14 protein-coding genes and 1 pseudogene are annotated in these 16,398 nt (G+C 68.7%); 10 read left to right on the plus strand and 5 right to left on the minus strand.

Annotated features, from left to right (window positions below; all coding sequences use genetic code 11):
• The first annotated feature begins 159 nt into the window (after window positions 1-159).
• The 3 genes from OG207_RS05615 to OG207_RS05625 all read left to right on the plus strand — a co-directional run bounded on the left by OG207_RS05615 (window position 160) and on the right by OG207_RS05625 (window position 4,385).
• Window positions 160-2,010, plus strand: coding sequence for a ricin-type beta-trefoil lectin domain protein (locus OG207_RS05615; protein WP_329096445.1), 1,851 nt, complete (start codon window positions 160-162; stop codon window positions 2,008-2,010).
• A gap of 315 nt (window positions 2,011-2,325) precedes the next feature.
• Complete coding sequence (locus OG207_RS05620) at window positions 2,326-3,324, plus strand: hypothetical protein (RefSeq protein WP_329096447.1); 999 nt, start codon at window positions 2,326-2,328, stop codon at window positions 3,322-3,324.
• Window positions 3,325-3,374: 50 nt separating this feature from the next.
• On the plus strand, window positions 3,375-4,385 hold the full coding sequence (locus OG207_RS05625) for a TauD/TfdA family dioxygenase (RefSeq protein WP_329096449.1): 1,011 nt from the start codon (window positions 3,375-3,377) through the stop codon (window positions 4,383-4,385).
• A gap of 57 nt (window positions 4,386-4,442) precedes the next feature.
• Here OG207_RS05625 and OG207_RS05630 read toward each other — a convergent pair.
• Window positions 4,443-5,199 (minus strand): annotated as a pseudogene (locus OG207_RS05630) (beta-ketoacyl-[acyl-carrier-protein] synthase family protein); the annotation flags it as partial.
• Window positions 5,200-5,539: 340 nt separating this feature from the next.
• Window positions 5,540-6,172, minus strand: coding sequence for a hypothetical protein (locus tag OG207_RS05635; RefSeq protein ID WP_326746947.1), 633 nt, complete (start codon window positions 6,170-6,172; stop codon window positions 5,540-5,542).
• Window positions 6,173-6,488: 316 nt separating this feature from the next.
• Between OG207_RS05635 and OG207_RS05640 the strand changes: the two genes are divergently transcribed.
• From OG207_RS05640 to OG207_RS05655, 4 genes are all read left to right on the plus strand, one after another.
• Entirely contained in the window at window positions 6,489-6,689 is a 201-nt protein-coding gene (locus tag OG207_RS05640) for a hypothetical protein (RefSeq protein WP_030648435.1), read from the plus strand.
• Window positions 6,690-7,008: 319 nt separating this feature from the next.
• Entirely contained in the window at window positions 7,009-8,601 is a 1,593-nt protein-coding gene (locus tag OG207_RS05645; protein WP_329096452.1) for an oleate hydratase, read from the plus strand.
• A gap of 69 nt (window positions 8,602-8,670) precedes the next feature.
• Window positions 8,671-9,561: a universal stress protein gene (locus OG207_RS05650; RefSeq protein ID WP_329096454.1), complete on the plus strand. Its 891-nt coding sequence runs from the start codon at window positions 8,671-8,673 to the stop codon at window positions 9,559-9,561.
• Window positions 9,562-9,830: 269 nt separating this feature from the next.
• Window positions 9,831-10,742, plus strand: a complete 912-nt coding sequence (locus tag OG207_RS05655) for a universal stress protein (protein WP_329096456.1) — start codon at window positions 9,831-9,833, stop codon at window positions 10,740-10,742.
• A gap of 121 nt (window positions 10,743-10,863) precedes the next feature.
• Here OG207_RS05655 and OG207_RS05660 read toward each other — a convergent pair whose 3' ends face one another.
• The 3 genes from OG207_RS05660 to OG207_RS05670 form a co-directional block, all read right to left on the minus strand.
• Complete coding sequence (locus OG207_RS05660; protein WP_266607101.1) at window positions 10,864-11,139, minus strand: hypothetical protein; 276 nt, start codon at window positions 11,137-11,139, stop codon at window positions 10,864-10,866.
• Complete coding sequence (locus OG207_RS05665) at window positions 11,136-12,041, minus strand: universal stress protein (protein ID WP_329096459.1); 906 nt, start codon at window positions 12,039-12,041, stop codon at window positions 11,136-11,138. Before OG207_RS05665 ends, OG207_RS05660 begins: the two co-directional genes overlap by 4 nt.
• A gap of 176 nt (window positions 12,042-12,217) precedes the next feature.
• Window positions 12,218-12,769 (minus strand): EF-hand domain-containing protein, encoded by a 552-nt coding sequence (locus tag OG207_RS05670; protein WP_329096461.1) that lies wholly within the window; start codon window positions 12,767-12,769, stop codon window positions 12,218-12,220.
• Window positions 12,770-13,080: 311 nt separating this feature from the next.
• Here OG207_RS05670 and OG207_RS05675 point away from each other — a divergent pair, with 311 nt between their 5' ends.
• The 3 genes from OG207_RS05675 to OG207_RS05685 all read left to right on the plus strand — a co-directional run bounded on the left by OG207_RS05675 (window position 13,081) and on the right by OG207_RS05685 (window position 16,352).
• Window positions 13,081-14,952 carry a ThiF family adenylyltransferase gene (locus OG207_RS05675; RefSeq protein WP_329096463.1) on the plus strand — a complete coding sequence of 624 codons (1,872 nt, stop codon included), beginning with the start codon at window positions 13,081-13,083 and terminating at the stop codon, window positions 14,950-14,952.
• A 123-nt stretch (window positions 14,953-15,075) separates the two neighbouring features.
• Window positions 15,076-15,351, plus strand: coding sequence for an acyl carrier protein (locus tag OG207_RS05680; RefSeq protein ID WP_329096465.1), 276 nt, complete (start codon window positions 15,076-15,078; stop codon window positions 15,349-15,351).
• Window positions 15,348-16,352, plus strand: coding sequence for a 3-oxoacyl-ACP synthase III family protein (locus OG207_RS05685; protein WP_329096467.1), 1,005 nt, complete (start codon window positions 15,348-15,350; stop codon window positions 16,350-16,352). Before OG207_RS05680 ends, OG207_RS05685 begins: the two co-directional genes overlap by 4 nt.
• Window positions 16,353-16,398 lie beyond the last annotated feature (46 nt).

Consider the following 16,398-nt stretch of genomic DNA (forward strand, 5'->3'; position numbering starts at 1 on the left):
GCGATGTCCCGGGGCCGCTGCTGATCCCCCGGAGGCGGAGGCGCACCGTGCAGGGTGCCACGACGAAGGAGGAAGTGGCAGATGCAGAGCAGCGATGCCGTTCGGGCTCACGCGCCCAGAAGGCGGCGCCCCAGACCCCCGGTACCCGTCGGGGTCCTCGTGTCGACGATCTTCGCACTGGTTGCCGCCCTACTGGGGGCGGGGGCCCAGCAGGCGCAGGCGGCCGGCGAGACGTCCCACCAGTGCCGCTACGCCGGTGACGGCAAGAGCGCCGAGGACTGTGTCTTCATGCTCGCCAAGGACCAGCGGGCAATCGATGTGCCCTGGAGTTCGTCCGATTCCGGGGCGTGGCTGCAGGCCTACGACCGCAACGACGGCTCCAACCAGGTGTTCTCGTTGCAACCGCAGGGTGACGGAAGTTTCCAGATCAAGACGAGTTCCGGGTTGTGTCTGATGCCGGGTTGGTGGGACTCCACGTGGCGGATCCGACCGGTGGAGCAACAGCGGTGCGACGGCTCCCAGAAGTATCAGTACTGGTATTTCGAGCCGGGTCAGTTCAAAGGCTCGGGAACGAAGTTCATGATCCGCAACGTGGTCGACGACCAATGCGTGGACGTGGCGAGCAGCTGGCTCGCCGGCCACGCCGACTACCTGAACATGTGGCCGTGTCACGGCAAGGAGAACCAGTTGTGGGGCTCCCGCTTCGGCGGCGGGAAGGACTTCACCACTGACTGGGCCGCCAAGTACGCGCTGACCAAATGTGATGCCGCCGTCCTGGCGCATTCGGCCTACCCGTACTGCAGTTACAGCCAGACGCAGGCGGCGGTGACCGGCAACGATGCAGGGGTGGCCCTGTGCCTGCAGGCCCAGCACACCGACGCAGCGATCCCGTCGACCACCGTCGACTACAAGGTCACCAACAGCACCTCCACCATCACGACGGATTCCATCGCCAACGGCACGAAGGAAACCATCACCGTCAAGCTGGGTTCCTCCAGTGATTTCTGGCACGCCGACTTCGCGGTTGAGGCCTCCCAGCTGATCACCCATTCGGTACAGACCGGTACGACCAACACGGAGGAGAAGACCTACCACGCCGTGGTCCCCGCGGCACCTGCACACTCCACGACCTGGGTGAAGGCCTTCCCGGTCAGCAAGACCTACACCGGCCGGTTCGTCTTCGCCAAGGGCAGTTGGGACGAGTGGACCTACTCCACCGACGCCGAGATCACCGTCACCTACCCCGCCGGGTCGGGGGCCACCATGATGTACGACTCGGGTGTCGCTGAGGACAAGCTCGACGAGAACGGCCGATGGGTACGGCAGCCCGCCTGCATCAGTGACGGACCGACCCGGAGCATGACCACACCGGATCAGCCGGCGCCGGCTCCCGTCCAGCCGCCGCAAAAGCCGTCCACGGCCAGCAGCTTCCGCTCTGGCTTCGAGTCGAGCGACCCGGTACCGGCCTGGACCCACGCAGTCGACACGGCCGGTGGAGGCCTCCACAACGTGGACGGCCCTCAGGCAGGCATCCGCAGCGATGGAACAGCCCACACCGGCACCGGCGCACTGCTGTACTCCGGATCCACCCGGACCGGCTCAGGCCATGCCGACGCCTACATGAAGATCTACGACCTGAGCAGCAGCCCGCTGGCCATCGGTACCGCATGGCCTGACAGAAAGGCCCTCAGCTACTGGATCTACCCGCAGAGCCACGTCACCGCCACCGCGGTCGCCGACGGGTCGAGAAACAGCGCATGCGTCGCCGTGGACCTGGTGTTCACCGACGGCAGCACCCTGCGTGACAGCTGGTCATGGGACCAAAGGGGCCACCGGGCAACCCCCGTCGAACAGTGCACGGCCCTCACCCTCGACACCTGGAACTACGTCACGGTCAGCCTCGACGAAAAAGCGGGCAAGCAGATCAGCCGGATCTTGGTCGGCTACGACCAGCAGGACCCGGGCTCCGGCAGCTACCGCGGCTACATAGACGACATCGCGATCAGCTGAGACGACAGTCCGCGGAGCCGCACTCGCCGAGTGCGGCTCTGTGCACGACCGGTGCGTGCGACCGGATCCTGTCAATGATGGGGCCCGTTGAATCCAGATCCTCATCACTGCCGCCCCGGCCAAATCCGGTGCACCGCAGGAATGGTCATGCCGATCAGGTTTCGTGTGGAGCGTTCGCGGCGAAGTACTTCAACCATGGGCTTATCACCGGTTGCCGGTCATCCTGCTGTCGCTGTCTTCCGAGAGCCCCGAGGCGGGCGGCCCGTCCCGGTGTTGGGCCCACGGGTCGATGCTGAGGCGAAACGGACCGCGCGCGTGCTGGCCGCGGTGTCGACCCATGCCGGACCTGTCGAGCGGACCCTCGCGCTACGGCAGGCCACCACGACTGCCGGTGAGTTGGTGGCCGCGCTGTCGGCGCTGGCTCCGGCCGCGGCCGGTGAGGAACTGCCGGCGGAGTCGACCAGTCAGTCCTACTTCCGGGTCCGCGAGGGAGAGCTGTCAGATCAGCAGGCCGCCCTGCACGGTGTCCTGGTCATCCACCGCGGTCTGGAAGACCTGTGTGACGCTCCGCTGTCAGGCTCCGACCTGGCGCTGGAGATGACCGGGATGCGGCAGTCGGTGCTCGATCTCACCGGCGCCACGCCAGGCGCAGACCATGACTCCGTCCCGCCGGTGGCCGTCCCCGAGGCCGGTGCGGAATCGTCGTTGGAACGTGTGTGGAGTGCGCGGTGGCTCATTGGTCACCAGGTCCACGTCCTGTTCAACGTGTGCGCTGCGGTCGCCGTGGCCGACGCCACCCGCCATCTGCGGCTCGGCGACGACGATGCGGCGCTGCTGCGGCTGGCCGACGCGACGGTGTACGTGCGCGGATTCCCGGCGGCCATGACCCACGCAAGTACGGTCCCGGCCGACTACTACATGGCGGCGATACGCCACACCATGGCGCCGCCGTCGGTGGACATCCCGTTGAGCGGGCGCCAACATCGCGGATACAAGCTGTTCCGGACGGCGATGAAGGACCTGCTGTCCGTGGTTCCCGACTCCTACGAGCAGTTGGCAGCTCGCGCCCCGGAGCTGGCCGAGGCACGGGGCGCGCTCCTGGAAGCCGACATCGTGGACGGTGAACGGCACGTCACCCTCGCGTACTCGATGGTACATCTGCGTCGTTCCATCGCTCAGAAACCCGAAGGCCCCGACAACGCCGTCGCCGAACTACGGCTCATGCGCCATCGCCGCGCAGCCCGGTACGCCTCGCTGATCCGCTTCGGGGACCACTACATCGCCGACGCCGTGGCCGGCCTGCGCCACTCGTGAGTCCGCCGCCCACACCTCCGGCAGGAGACATCGAGAAGGGAAGGACCCTGATGCCCGAGACGACGCCCGGCACCACCCGAAGCTCTGCCGTCGCAGCCGACTGGGCACTTGACCCGGCCGATGCCGGCGCGTGCGAGCAAGTGGCACGCACCCTGTGCACCCGCGGGCACGACCAGGTCGACAGCCCCGAGTGGGTGGCCCGGGCCAGGGACGCCTGGGAGGAGCTTCCGCTGCGGCTGCGCCTCGAGGTGCGCCGGTTTCGAAGGCATTCCGGCCCGCACGGCACCGTGGTGATCGGCGGCCTGCCCGTCGATCAGGCGGTCCTGCCCGCGACACCGTCCGTACCCGGCTCGGTCCAGCGCCAGGCCACCGTCTCGGCCGCGGTGCTCACCATGGTGGCCTGCGGGCTCGGAGAACCCCTCGCCTACCGGGCGGAGAAATCCGGCGCCCTCGTACAGGACGTCGTGCCCGTGCCCGGGCAGGAGAGCTTCCACGGCAACGCCGGATCGGTGCCGCTGTCCTTCCACACCGAGAACGGCTTCCACCCCCACCCGCCCGACTACGTGGTCTTCCTGTGCCTGCGTGCCGACCACGACCAGATCGCCGGCATGCGCGTCACCGGCATCCGCCAAGCGCTGCCGCTCCTCACCCCGGCCGGCCGCGAAGCCCTGTTCGCCCCGGAGTTCATCACCTCACCACCCCCCTCCTTCGGCCCCGACCCTGCCGCGACCGGGTTCGATGTCCAGCCTCGACCGGTGCTGTCGGGAGCGGTCGAGGATCCCGACATAAGGATGGCTCAACTCGTCACCACCCCGCTCACCGCTCGGGCCGCCGCGGCGCTGACCGAATTCGGCCGCGCCTGCGAGACGACCGCCCGCACCCTGCGCCTGACACCCGGCGACCTGGTCGTCATCGACAACCGCGTCACCGTCCACGGCCGCACCGCCTTCCACCCCCGCTACGACGGAGCAGACCGCTGGCTGCAACGCACGTACGTCACCACCGACCTGCGCCGCTCCCGCGACCACCGCCCCCAGGACGGCCACGTACTCGCCCGCTGACCAGCCACATCGTCTCCGTCGCCGTGCCGCCCCGGTCGGGAACCGTCCGCTGACTTCGAGGTTGGCCGTCGGCGGGATCACGTCGTACCGCAGCGCTAGGGCGCACGCGGCGATCTCCAGCGAGCCGATGGCCCCCAGCGAGTGGCCCGCCATGGACTTGATGGAGCTGCTGGGCACGTGGCGGGCGGCGGGGCCCAGGGAGACCTTGAGCGCAGCGGTCTCGTGCCTGTCGTTCTGCTTGGTCCCGCTGCCGTGGGCGTTGACGTAGCCGAGCTCGCTCGGGTCCATCCGGGCCTGGGTCGGGGCGGCGGTGACGGCCTGCGCCAGCTCACGCCCATCGGCCTTCAGGCCGGTCATGTGGTACGCGTTGCAGCGGCTGGCGTACCCCCTTGATCTCGCCGCAGACGCGCGCGCCGCGGCGCAGGACGGCCTCCCCGGGCTCCAGGAGGGACATCGCGCTGCCCTCGCCGAGGACGAATCCGCCCCGTGTCGCGTCCAACGGCCAGGAGGCGGTCTCCGGGGTGTCGTTGTAGTAGGTCGAGATCGCCTTGATCGTGTCGAACCAGGCGACGGTGACGGGCGAGATGGGCACGTCGGTTGCCCCGCAGACGACGGAGTCCAGGATGCCGTCCTGGATCAGTTCCCACACGTTGCCCACGGCGTCGATCCCGGAGGTGCAGCCGGTCGACACGACGCCGCTCTGCCCGGTGACGCCGAACTCCCGGGCGATGCCGGCGACGAAGGAGCTGGGCACGAAGTACGAGTAGAGCTGGGCGGGGAAGTCCGGGATCACGTCCCAGAGGGACCCGTCCGCGCTGAGCTGGCACCCGAACGTGCGCCCAGCAGCTCGACGTATCCGCCACTGCCGCCGAGGCCACGTCGCACGTCGTCGAGAACAGGTTGGCGACCAGTTGGCCGACAACAGGCGCGACCGCCGGGAGACAACGGATGCATCCGTGAGTTACACGGCAGTCCAAGCGGAGCGGCCAAACAGACAGGTCGGCCGAGACGAGGCTCCTGACAACACCGGCGGTGCCGAGTGGCTCAGTGCCGCCGGGCAGACCGAGGACCGCCAGGACCGTTCGACCCTGATCGTTTGCAGCTGGCCCAGGGCCGCCACCGTCGCGGCGGCCCCGGACCGTCCTCCGGCGTCGTCAAACGAGCCAGCGCTTGCCGCGGACAAGGGGCAGGCTCTGCCAGAGGCTGCCCAGACCCCAGGTGCGCCCGGCTCCGATCGCCGCGAGGGTCACCAGGACCGCCGCGTATAGGACGTGATAGTCCACCAACGGATTCGTGGACATGCTGAGGCTGCCGTCCGATAGGTGCCTGGCAGGGGGCCACTCGGCGGCCCACATGAGCGCCATCATCGTGGTGCCCGCAGCAGCCGCGACGCGTAGGGCGACGCCGCTAGCCAAGGCGATACCGATGCCGAGCAGTCCCAGCATGAAGGTCCAGTCGGCCCAGGCCGCCCCGGCCCAGGAGTGGAACGTCGCCTCCAGCGGCCCGGCAGAGACGTGGCTCAGGAAGCCCTTGGTCGGAGACCCGCCATCGATCCATCCCTTGCCCGCCGGGGTCGCGTATCCCCAGCCGAACGTCTTGTCGCCGAAAGCCCAGAGGAACGTGAACGCGGTCAGCAGCCGGGTCGCTGCCGCGACGCGCGCGACGGTCAGAGGCGTGGTGAGTTCATCAGCCGCGGTACCGGGCGCTGTGGCCGAGGTGGCCTTGCGCCACCCGGCGAAGCGCATTCCCGGCTGACGGTGCTGGCGCTGGTGCTGGTGGAGAGCCATGTCGTAGGAACCTTTCCTCATGGGCAGGCCCTGTGCGTGCCCCCATGGCCAATGTCCCCGCACGGAGGGCGCGGGCCATGAGGGCGAACGGCCTACGCCGCGCCGCCAATGGTCCCTCAGAGCCGCGCGGTTCACCGTCGATCTCGGAAGCGGGGGCAGAGTGCCGGGGGCCGGAAGGTTCGCTCTCGACGCTGTGAGGGCCCTGTTGGCCGAGAGAGGGCCGACAGGCCCCTGTGAGCCCGCTGCACCCTTCGGAACAGTGAGGTCTGCACGGGGCAAGGAGTCTCGTGGACGACGGACAAGGGAGGTGAGTGCCATGGCCGGTCTCCTTGCCATCGGCGCCATCACATCGATCGGTCTCGGCGCCATTCTCACGTTCGCTGTGGACTGGCAATGGGCCACCGCCGACCGGCCGCTCGTCGGACTGATCATGATGGCCGTCGGCTTCATCGCTCTCGCTGCCGCCACGAGCCTGGACCGTCAGGGCAGCGGCACCGGAAGGTCGACAGGCCTGTGATCGTCCCCGCCCTGGGCCGAAGGGCCCTCGGGAGCCAGCCGGACAGCCTCTTGGCCGGGCACTGGTCGGCAACAGGCGAGGAAGGAGGCATTGGCCAGGGAGAGCTGGCCGGAGCTGCCCCGGTGAGGGACCGGCTGCCGACACGCGACTCATCGCAAGGCGGGGCACGTGTACGTCCCCCGGATACGAGATCTCCAGCAGCACCGGAGGGACCTACGGACCAGGCGACCAGGCCCCTCGGCTCCTGTGGGACGTGCTGGCGCGGGAGTTGACTGGACGGAGTGGCGGGGAGGCACCTCGCCCTTCGAAGGGCATGGCCATGACGAACGAAACCCAGAACTCCCACGCCTATCTGGTCGGCGGAGGCATCGCCTCGCTGGCCGCGGCGGTCTTCCTCGTACGGGACGCGGGGATGCCCGGCGAGAACATCCGCATCCTCGAGGAACTGCCGCAGACCGGCGGCGCACTCGACGGCAGTGGCGCACCGGACACCGGCTACGTCGCCCGGGGTGGCCGGATGCTGGAGGACGAAGCCTACGTCTGCCTGTGGAACCTCCTGGCGGCGATCCCCACGCTCGGCAACGACAACGTGTCCGTCCTGCAGGAGACCGAGGAGTTCAACGCCCGCTGGCTCACCCACGCCAACGCCCGGCTCATCGACGCCTCCGGCCGAATCCTCGACGCCTCAGAGCTGGGCTTCACCACTGCCGATCGGGTGGAGATGGCACGCCTGCTCGCCTTGCCCGAGTCCGTCATCGGCGCGCGCCGGATCGAGGACTTCTTCTCCGAGCACTTCTTCACCACCAACTTCTGGGCGATGTGGCGCACCACCTTCGCCTTCCAGAACTGGCACAGCGCCATCGAGCTCAAGCGCTACTTCCTGCGCTTCCTCCAGGAACTCCCCCGTATCCACACCCTCGCCGGAGTACGACGCACGCGGCTGAACCAGTACGACTCGATCGTTCTGCCGGTACAGGCGTGGCTGGAACGGCAGGGAGTCCGCATCGAGCACGGAATCCGAGTCACCGACGTGGAGTTCGCCGTCGGCGAGGCCGGCGAGCGTCGGGCCGAGCGCATCCTCTTCGAACGGGACGGCACAGCGGGATCGTACGGAATCGGGCCGCAGGACTACGCGTTCATCACCATCGGCTCCATGACCGCGGACGCCCGCTACGGAGGCGACGACATCGTCCCCGAGCTGGTCCGCGACAAGCGCGACGGGGCCTGGAACCTGTGGGAGACGCTGGCCCGCAAGGCCCCGGACTTCGGTCGGCCCGGAGCCTTCAACGGCAACGTCGACGAGGCCAAGTGGGAGTCGTTCACCCTGACGATGCGCAGCCCGGCACTGCTCAAGCGGATCGAGGAGTTCTCCGGCAATGCCCCCGGCACCGGGGCGCTGATGACGTTCAAGGACTCCCGGTGGTTGATGTCGGTGGTCGTGCCCCACCAGCCGCACTTCGCCGGCCAGCCCGAGGACGTCTTCACCCTTTGGGGGTACGGGCTGTTCGTGGACGAACCGGGCGAGTTGACCGGCAAGAAGATGTCGGAGGCCACGGGACAGGAGATCCTCGTCGAACTGCTCGGGCACCTCGGCTTCGACGACATCGCCGACGAGGTGTGCGCCACCACTGCCGTCACGACGGTGATGATGCCTTACATCACCAGCCAGTTCGAGCGCCGTGACATCCACGACCGGCCGCTGGTGGTCCCCTCCGGGTCGACAAACTTCGCCTTCCTCGGGCAGTTCACCGAGATCCCCGAAGACGTCGTCTTCACCGTCGAGTACTCCGTCCGCGGGGCGATGCACGCGGTGTACGAACTGCTGGGCGTCGACAAGGAGGTTCCGGCCGTCTACCACGCGCTGTCCGACCCGTTGACGGCGCTGCGGGCCCTCAAGGCCGTCTTCGCCTGAGCTGTGGCTCGCCTCTCCCAACAGCACGGCTCGCCGTTTCAGACCGGAGGTCCTTCCGTGTTCCACCCCGTGCCAACCTCTCCACCCGATCTCGGGGTCCGCCGGTCCCGGGCGATCACCGTCGGGCTCGACGGATCTCGCGAGAGCCTGGCCTCCGTCGCCTGGGCCGCGGACGAAGCGCGCCGACGCGGTCTCGCCCTTCGCCTCGTGCACGTGTGGGGCCTGGAACCGGACGTCCATTCACCGCTCATCGGCTCTCGCACCAGGCAGGAGCCGTACGACGCGGACCCGCGCTCCACGGCCGAGCGGATACGGCGCACGCATCCGGGCCTGGACGTGGTCGCGCAGGAGCTGTGCGGCGAGCCGGCCACCGTTCTGTGCGGGGCCGCCGAGGAGTCCGAGCTGTTGGTGCTCGGTTCCCGCGGTCTGGGCGGGGTCGCCGGGTTCGTGTCCGGTTCGGTGGCCCTGTCCGTGGTCGCCCGTACCCGGCATCCTGTCGTCCTGGTTCCGGGCCGCGCTCCGATCCCGAACGGCGGCATCGTCCTCGGCCTGGACCTCTCGCACCCGTGCGACGAAGTTCTGGACCACGCCTTCTCCCGGGCCCACCGGCTCGGTGTACCCCTGCGCGTCGTACACAGCCCGCATACCCAGCGAGGGCTCGGCAGCGATGCGGCACTGACCGCTTCGGCCATGGCGCCCGGAGCTGCGGACGCGAGGACCGCACGAGACCTGACGCAGGTGATCGAGCAGTGGCGGCATGCGTACCCCGGCCTGCGCGTCACAGGGGAGATCCGCCCCGGCCACCCCGCGCGAAGGTTGGTGGAGGCTTCCCACACGGCCGGCCTCCTCGTCATGGGCCGCCGCAACCGCCAATCCCGGCTCGGTCCCCACACCGGAGGTGTGACCCGTGCGGTCCTGCACCACTGCCGGACGCCGGTGGCCGTCATCCCCCACGACTGACCATTCACAGCGCTCCGCATCGCCGTTGCCCGCGTTCCCTCTGTGAGGGACGCGGGCCGCTTCGCGTACCAGGTGCTCAGTGACTGGTGTGGGCACCGCGCACGTCCGTGTCCGGCACAGCCACGGTCCGGCTGGGCGACGAGGGACGTTCGGCCCGTTCCCCGGGTCTCCTGGACCATCGCTCCCCCGCGGTACGGAAGGGAAGGGTGGGACACACACCGCCGACGACGGACGACGGTACTCGCCCCATAGGCTCCGGAGGAAACACCATGTCACGTACGGTCATTGCGGGAATCGACGGATCCCCTGCATCTCTTGCCGCCGCCGAGTGGGCCGCCCGGGAAGCCCGGCGGCGCCGGCTCCCCCTCAAGCTGTTGCACGCCATGGAGGAGTGGATCCCGTCCTACGGATACGCGTCGCAGACCGAGGCCACCCCGTCACCCCAGTACTGGGGTGAGCGCATCCCCCGGGAGGTCGCGCTGCAGTTGACCGAGCGGCACCCCGACCTGGAGATCACCAAGGAGCAGGTGGACGGGCGGCCGCTGACCGTCCTGGTCGCTGCCGCGCAGGAGGCCGAGGTACTGGTACTCGGCTCGCGCGGACTGGGGGCGATGACAGGATTCCTCGTCGGATCCGTCTCCCAGGCCGTGCTCGCCCAGGCCAAGCGCCCGGTCGTGGTCGTGCGGCCGGGCGCCTGGCTGGACGCCGACTGCCTGCCCGCATCTGATGGTGACGCACCACGGAAGGACAACGACCGGCCTGTCGTGCTCGGGCTGGACCTCTCCTACCCGTCTACCGAGCTCCTCGACCACGCCTTCGACGCGGCGGCCGTACGCCGGGCCCCACTGCGTGTGATCCACCGCTGGAGCATGCCGCCCGCCTTCGCGTTCGACCCGGCGCTCCTCGCGCCCGAGGTACGGGACGGCATGGCGACCTCCATGGCGACTGCGCTCGCCGACGAACTGCGGCCCTGGCGCGACAAGTACCCCGAAGTCCGTGTCGAAGTGGACTGCTCGGTGGGGCAACCCGCCAACCAGCTCGTCGAAGCCTCGGCAGACGCCTCACTGGTCGTCGTCGGCCGGCGGATACGCCGCTCCGCCATCGGCGCCCATCTCGGCCCGGTCGTCCACGCTGTCCTCCACCACGCCACAGCCCCGGTCGCGGTCGTACCCCACGCTTGAAGCGATCACGTGTGCCGGGTTGCCCTGACCGTCCGTGGCTGACCACAGACCTGGGAGCAACCCATGCGCGCCGAGCCCGGCCGGGTGATGTCCACCGGCCGGGCTCGGCGTCTGCCTGGCGCTACTGCGTTCCGCCTGTGTCTCGTTCTTCACGGCGGACGTCTTCCTCGCCCCACCGTTCCGCCTCTGAGGGGCACTGGCCGGTCGTGGCACTTCGGCTCTCGGTGGCAGGGGGCAGATCTTGTTGAGGGGCCGTGGTGAGGACGAGGCGAAGCCCCAGCCCGCGCTTCTCGGCCTCGGCTGCCGCCCGAGCCAGGCTCGCGTACCAGTTTTCCGCCGGGTCGATGCGGACGAGAATCTCGCCGGCTTCGGTGGTGGCCATCTCGGTGGTCGTCATGACGCCTCGCTCCTGGGCTCGTCGGCGTGCCGCGGGATCAGTTCGACGGGGCAGTACGCATGGTGCAGCAGGCTGTGCGTCACGCGCCCCAGGGTGCGCCCGAGGTAGCCGGGCGAACGGCGCCCACCCATGACCAGCAGATCGGCATGGCGGGAGGCCTCCACCAGCACCCCGGCGACGGACACACTCCTCTCCGCGTCCGCCTGGACCGTCAGCGAGGGGCACTCGGCCCGGATCTGCTCGGCTACGACCTTCAAGCTCTGCCCACGGTGGCCGGCGACCCCGTTCTGGCCATCGGCTGCTCCCGCCGCGGAGACGACGGACTGCAGGACGCCCTGTACGTACAGCAGCCGAAGCGAGGCCTTGCGCAGCTCGGCTTCACGCGCGGCGTGACGGACGCAATCGAGATCGCGCTCGTCGCGCACGGCGGCCAGCACGACACCGTTCACGGCCTCGTGCTCGCTCCCCCGCACGACGATCACGGGGGTACGGGCGTCCGCAGCGACCTTGAGGCCGACCGAGCCCAGGGTCAAGGAGCTGAATCCGCCCGGTCCCCGGTTGCCGACGACGAGGGTCCCGCGGTCGCTCGCGGCCCGGCGCAGGCTCATCGCAGGCCCGCTACGGCTGAACTCCTTCGTGACCGAGAGCGCGGGATGCCGGGCCTGCACGATCTCGGCCGTAACGTCCAGCAGTTCACGCCCTGCGACACGGACCCGTTCCATGTCGTCGTCCGAAAGCTCGAGGACCCGGCCGTCGACATCGGACCCGTACACGATGTGCAGGGGGCGACGGCGCCGCGCAGCCTCGTCCGAAGCCCAGAGCGCCGCCCACCGGGCAGGCTCGGACCCATCGACACCGACGATGACCGATCCGAGGTCCGGACCTCTGCTGTTGCTTTCCATAGCTCCTCCTCGCCGACCGCTATTGGGGGCAGCTCCACGCTGACACCCCAGCGCCGGACAGAAGAGGGGCCCTAGGTACCTCGTCGGGGCCGAAGGTCCCCGCCCAGGTTTCTCGGTCAGCCCATTTGGAGGCAGTCTCGGTTGTTCAGGATCGAGCGTGGAGGTGCGAGGGCCGGTCAGAACGGTCCGTAGAGCCAGTTGCCCGGGGCGTTCGGGTCGTCGCTGGTGAAGAACTCCACGACGGCGGCGTCAATTTGGGCCGGATCCAGTGTCCCGTCCCCGTCACGATCCAGGCGCTGGAACGCCTCCTTCATCTGCTGCGCGGGCACCCCGCCGATCGCCCGACTGAGCAGCAGGTACTCGTCCAGCCCGATCAGTCCGTCATCGTCCACGTCAGTGAGAGCGAGCCAAGCCGAAGCCCCCGCATGCAGGGTCTCCAGCAGGGTGACAGGACTGGCGGCGACCGAGCGTCGGATCCCCCGCTCGAAGGCCTCGGGGTCGAGGCGGCCGCCCCCGAGGTCGACGTGTGCCAGGTGGTCTTCCCACAGCCGGTGCAGGACGTCACGGAGCGTGTGGATTCGGTCCGGCCGGCCCGGGAACACCTCGGCCATCCGGTCGGCGACAGCGGTCAGGTCATCCGCCCCGAGAAGGCCGTCTCGATCGGCGTCGAGCAGCGCGAACATGTAGTGCATCTTGCGGGTCAATACCGGGGTGGCGGTGTCGGGCATGAGAGCTCCTCCGGGTAGCGGTGCACGTCAATGCGGTCGCGGCCCATCCTTGGCGGGACCGATCGCCAGAAGCTTCGGCGGTCACCCGTCCGGACGTGGAGAACAGGCGTCCAGAAGCCACCCGTTCGATGACGACTCGGGCCGCGCCGCGACCTGGGCCCGCCCGGCGCCAACTTCGGGCCGTTACCGACCGTCACGGCGATGGAGGCGCAACCGATCAACGGCGCACTCGTTGTGATCTCGGGTGCGCAGGGCGTGCGCCCCCAGAGCACAGTTGAGCATCTAGCGCTAGCCGAAGTGGGTTACCGGTTGTGAAGAGCATTCCCATGACTACAGGCGTTCCGTGGCACGTATCCGCGTTCCGGGTCGAAACCGGCGAGTCGGGCGAAGCGGAGCTGGTCGGGCGGATCCGCGAGCTGAGGGCGAGGATCCTGTTCGACCGTGGCCGCCGGCCCGACTTCCAAACTCCGGACGGCGGCTACGCCGACGATCAGGATCTGGACTTCGGCGCCTGGCACTTCGTCGGGAGGCGCGAGGCGGGAGGGCCACCGTTGGGATACGTGCGGCTTTCGACGCCGGAGACGGGCGGTCTTTTTCAGACCCGGGCTCATTTGGGTGCCGAGCGCTATGAGGATGTGCTCCGGGAGCACGGCCTCGGCGTTGCGGAAACGTTTGAGCACAGCCGTCTGGTAGTGGAGCACCAAGCGCGCAAGCTGGGTCTGGGGATCTACTTGAACGCCTTCGCCATGGGAGCCGCGCGTTTCCTGGGAGCCAAGGCGATGATCGGTACCTCGGGCACCGCAGATGGCCAGGACCGTTTCCACGAGCGATTCGGCTTCCGTCCGGTCCCAGGAACGCGCCGCTACGTCGGGCACTACACCGAAGACGTGGTGATCATGCTGTACCGCCCCGGGTTCTCGGCAGGCGAGTTCACCGGGCTCGTCGAGCAGTTGGAGGAAGCGTTTCCCTCCTCGGTCGTCCCGGCACAACATGCCGGGCTGGGCGTTGCATCGCAGGTCGGGCACACGCCGCAGGACCAGTTGCGCCTACCCTCCACCCCCCTCATGGCAGCAGCCGAGAGCAGTCACGGACATGCCGGCGCGAGCTGGCAGCCTGTGCTCTTCACCCTGGATCGCGAGCAGGACCGGATCGGCCTGCAAAGCCTGATCGATTCGGGTCAGGTCCGCGAGGTGATGGACACGATCACGGATCAGCTGACAGAGCTGGTCACCAGCCGTGAGCCGCGTCTGTGTTCCTCACCGGACGCGGCGGAGCGGGCCGTGGCGGAACAGCTGGCCGGCACCAGTCCGCAGGAGTACGGGACCTGGGTCTGGTACCCGTGGTCGGGACGCCTGGTGCACCTGTTGCCCCGCGAGGAGTTCCGCCTCGTGCGCACCGACCGCAACCGCGGACGGATCGACCGCGCGCAGCAGCGCAGGCTGCTGGGACGCCGCGTGGGCGTCATCGGTCTTTCCGTCGGGAGCAGCGCCGCCCTGACCTTCGCGATGGAGGGCATCGGCGGATCGTTCAAGCTGGCCGACTTCGACTCCCTCAGCGTCTCGAACCTCAACCGGTTGCGTGCGGGTGTCCACCATCTTGGTCTGAACAAGTGCGTGCTCGCAGCCCGGCAGATGTTGGAGATCGACCCCTGGCTGGACATCGAGCTCTACCAGGGTGGTCTGACCGATGCCACCATGGAGGAGTTCTTCACCGGCGGCGCGGGCCCCATCAACCTTCTCGTCGAAGAGTGCGACACCCCCTACGTGAAGATCGCCGCCCGCGAGCACGCCCGGGCGCTGGGCATCCCGGTCGTCATGGACGCAAACGATCGGGGCTTGCTGGACGTGGAACGGTTCGACCTCGAACCCGACCGGCCCCTGCTGCACGGCCTTCTCGGTGAGACGACCTCCAGCGACCTGAGGGACCTCACCCACGAGGAAATGGTCGATGTCATCCTCACCATGGTCGACCGGGAGCGCATCAGCCCGGAGCTGACAGCTTCCGTCTCCCAGATCGGCATCACCCTCAGCAGCTGGCCGCAACTCGCCTCGGGAGTCGCCCTGGGCGGCGCCCTCACCGCCGACGCCGCGCGCCGCATCCTGCTGGGCCAGCCCCGCCCGTCGGGTCGCTTCTACACCGACCTGGAGATCCTCACCGCGGGCGACCGAAGCACCGTCGCATGACACGCGCCCCGAGGATCACTGCGGGCGCGCACGCCGAGCGATGACACCCTGCCGGCACACGCTGCCGCGCCAGGCGCCCGACCGGCGCCACCATCGATAGTCCTTTCCTCGCAGTCCACCGAGATGGAATCCAAGATGCCTACAGCTGCTGACGTTCTGTACCGGGTCACGGCCATTATTGCCGCCGTCGCCGATTGCCCGGTCGATGAAATCTCCTCGGAATCCCGACTTGTCGAAGATCTCGACCTCGACTCGCTTCAGGTAGTGGAGATCGCAGTCCGAGCCGAGGAGGAATTCGGCAAGCCCATCGACGACTCGCTGCTGGCCGAGCAGGGTGTGACCGTGTCCCACTGTGCGCACGTGGTACAGGAGGCGCACGCCAAGGAGGTCCGGACGTGAGCGCCCAGGCGCCGTCCATCGCGTTCGGAATCCAGGGGCTGGGTGTGCACATCCCGGAGCGCCGAGTCAGCAATGCGGACATCGCCGACCAGTACGGGGTGGACCCGGAGTGGATCGAGCGCATGACCGGTGTCCGGCAGCGGCAGTATGCGGAACCCGGCCAGGCCACGTCCGACCTCGCAGTCTCCGCTGCCGAACACGCCCTTGCCGATGCTCACCTGTCACCCCGGGACATCGATGTCATCCTGGTAGCAACGAGCACACCGGATCAGCTCGCGGTCGCCACAGCCTGTCGGGTACAGCACCGTCTCGGCGCGGACCGGGCCTGGGCCACCGATGTCGGCGGAGCATGCGCGGGGTTCCTCTACGCCTTGAAGACGGCGCGCGACATCCTCGCCGCATCCCACCCCGATGGACGCGCGCTGGTCGTCGGAGCGGAGACGTTCTCCAAGTTCCAGAATCCCGCCGACCGGTCCACGGGCGTACTGTTCGCAGACGGTGCCGGAGCAGTGGTGGTAGGCCCTTCAGGCCCAGGAAGGGGGATCCTGTGCAGCACACAGGGGACTGATGGTGCACTGGCCGACATCGTGGGGATCCGTGCCGGGGGCAGCGCACGGCCGACAACCGGACACACCGTGGCTGAAGGCGGGCACTACCTTCACATGAACGGGAAGAAGGTCGCGGCCTACTTCCACGATGTCTTCCCGAGGATCGTCGAAGAACTCGTCCAACTGTCCGGTCTGCCCCTGAACAAGATCGACCTCGTCGTTCCGCATCAGGCAAATCCCCGTATGCTGCGTGCCCTGAGTCTTGAAGTGGGCATCTCCGCCTCACAACTCGTCGTCACCGCTGATACGTTCGGCAACACGGGCGCGGCCTCGATCCCCATGGCACTCCACGTGGCACGGGAGCAAGGCCGCCTCCACCCGGAGAGCACCGTTCTGCATGCCGCTGTCGGCGCCGGAATGAGCTGGGCCGGAACCGTACAACGCTGGTTGTGACGCGTCCCAAGCCGGATCAGGAGCCCGCGCGCGGACAGGCCGACGC

Source organism: Streptomyces sp. NBC_01439, from assembly GCF_036227605.1.
In the GTDB taxonomy this organism is placed as follows: Bacteria; Actinomycetota; Actinomycetes; order Streptomycetales; family Streptomycetaceae; genus Streptomyces.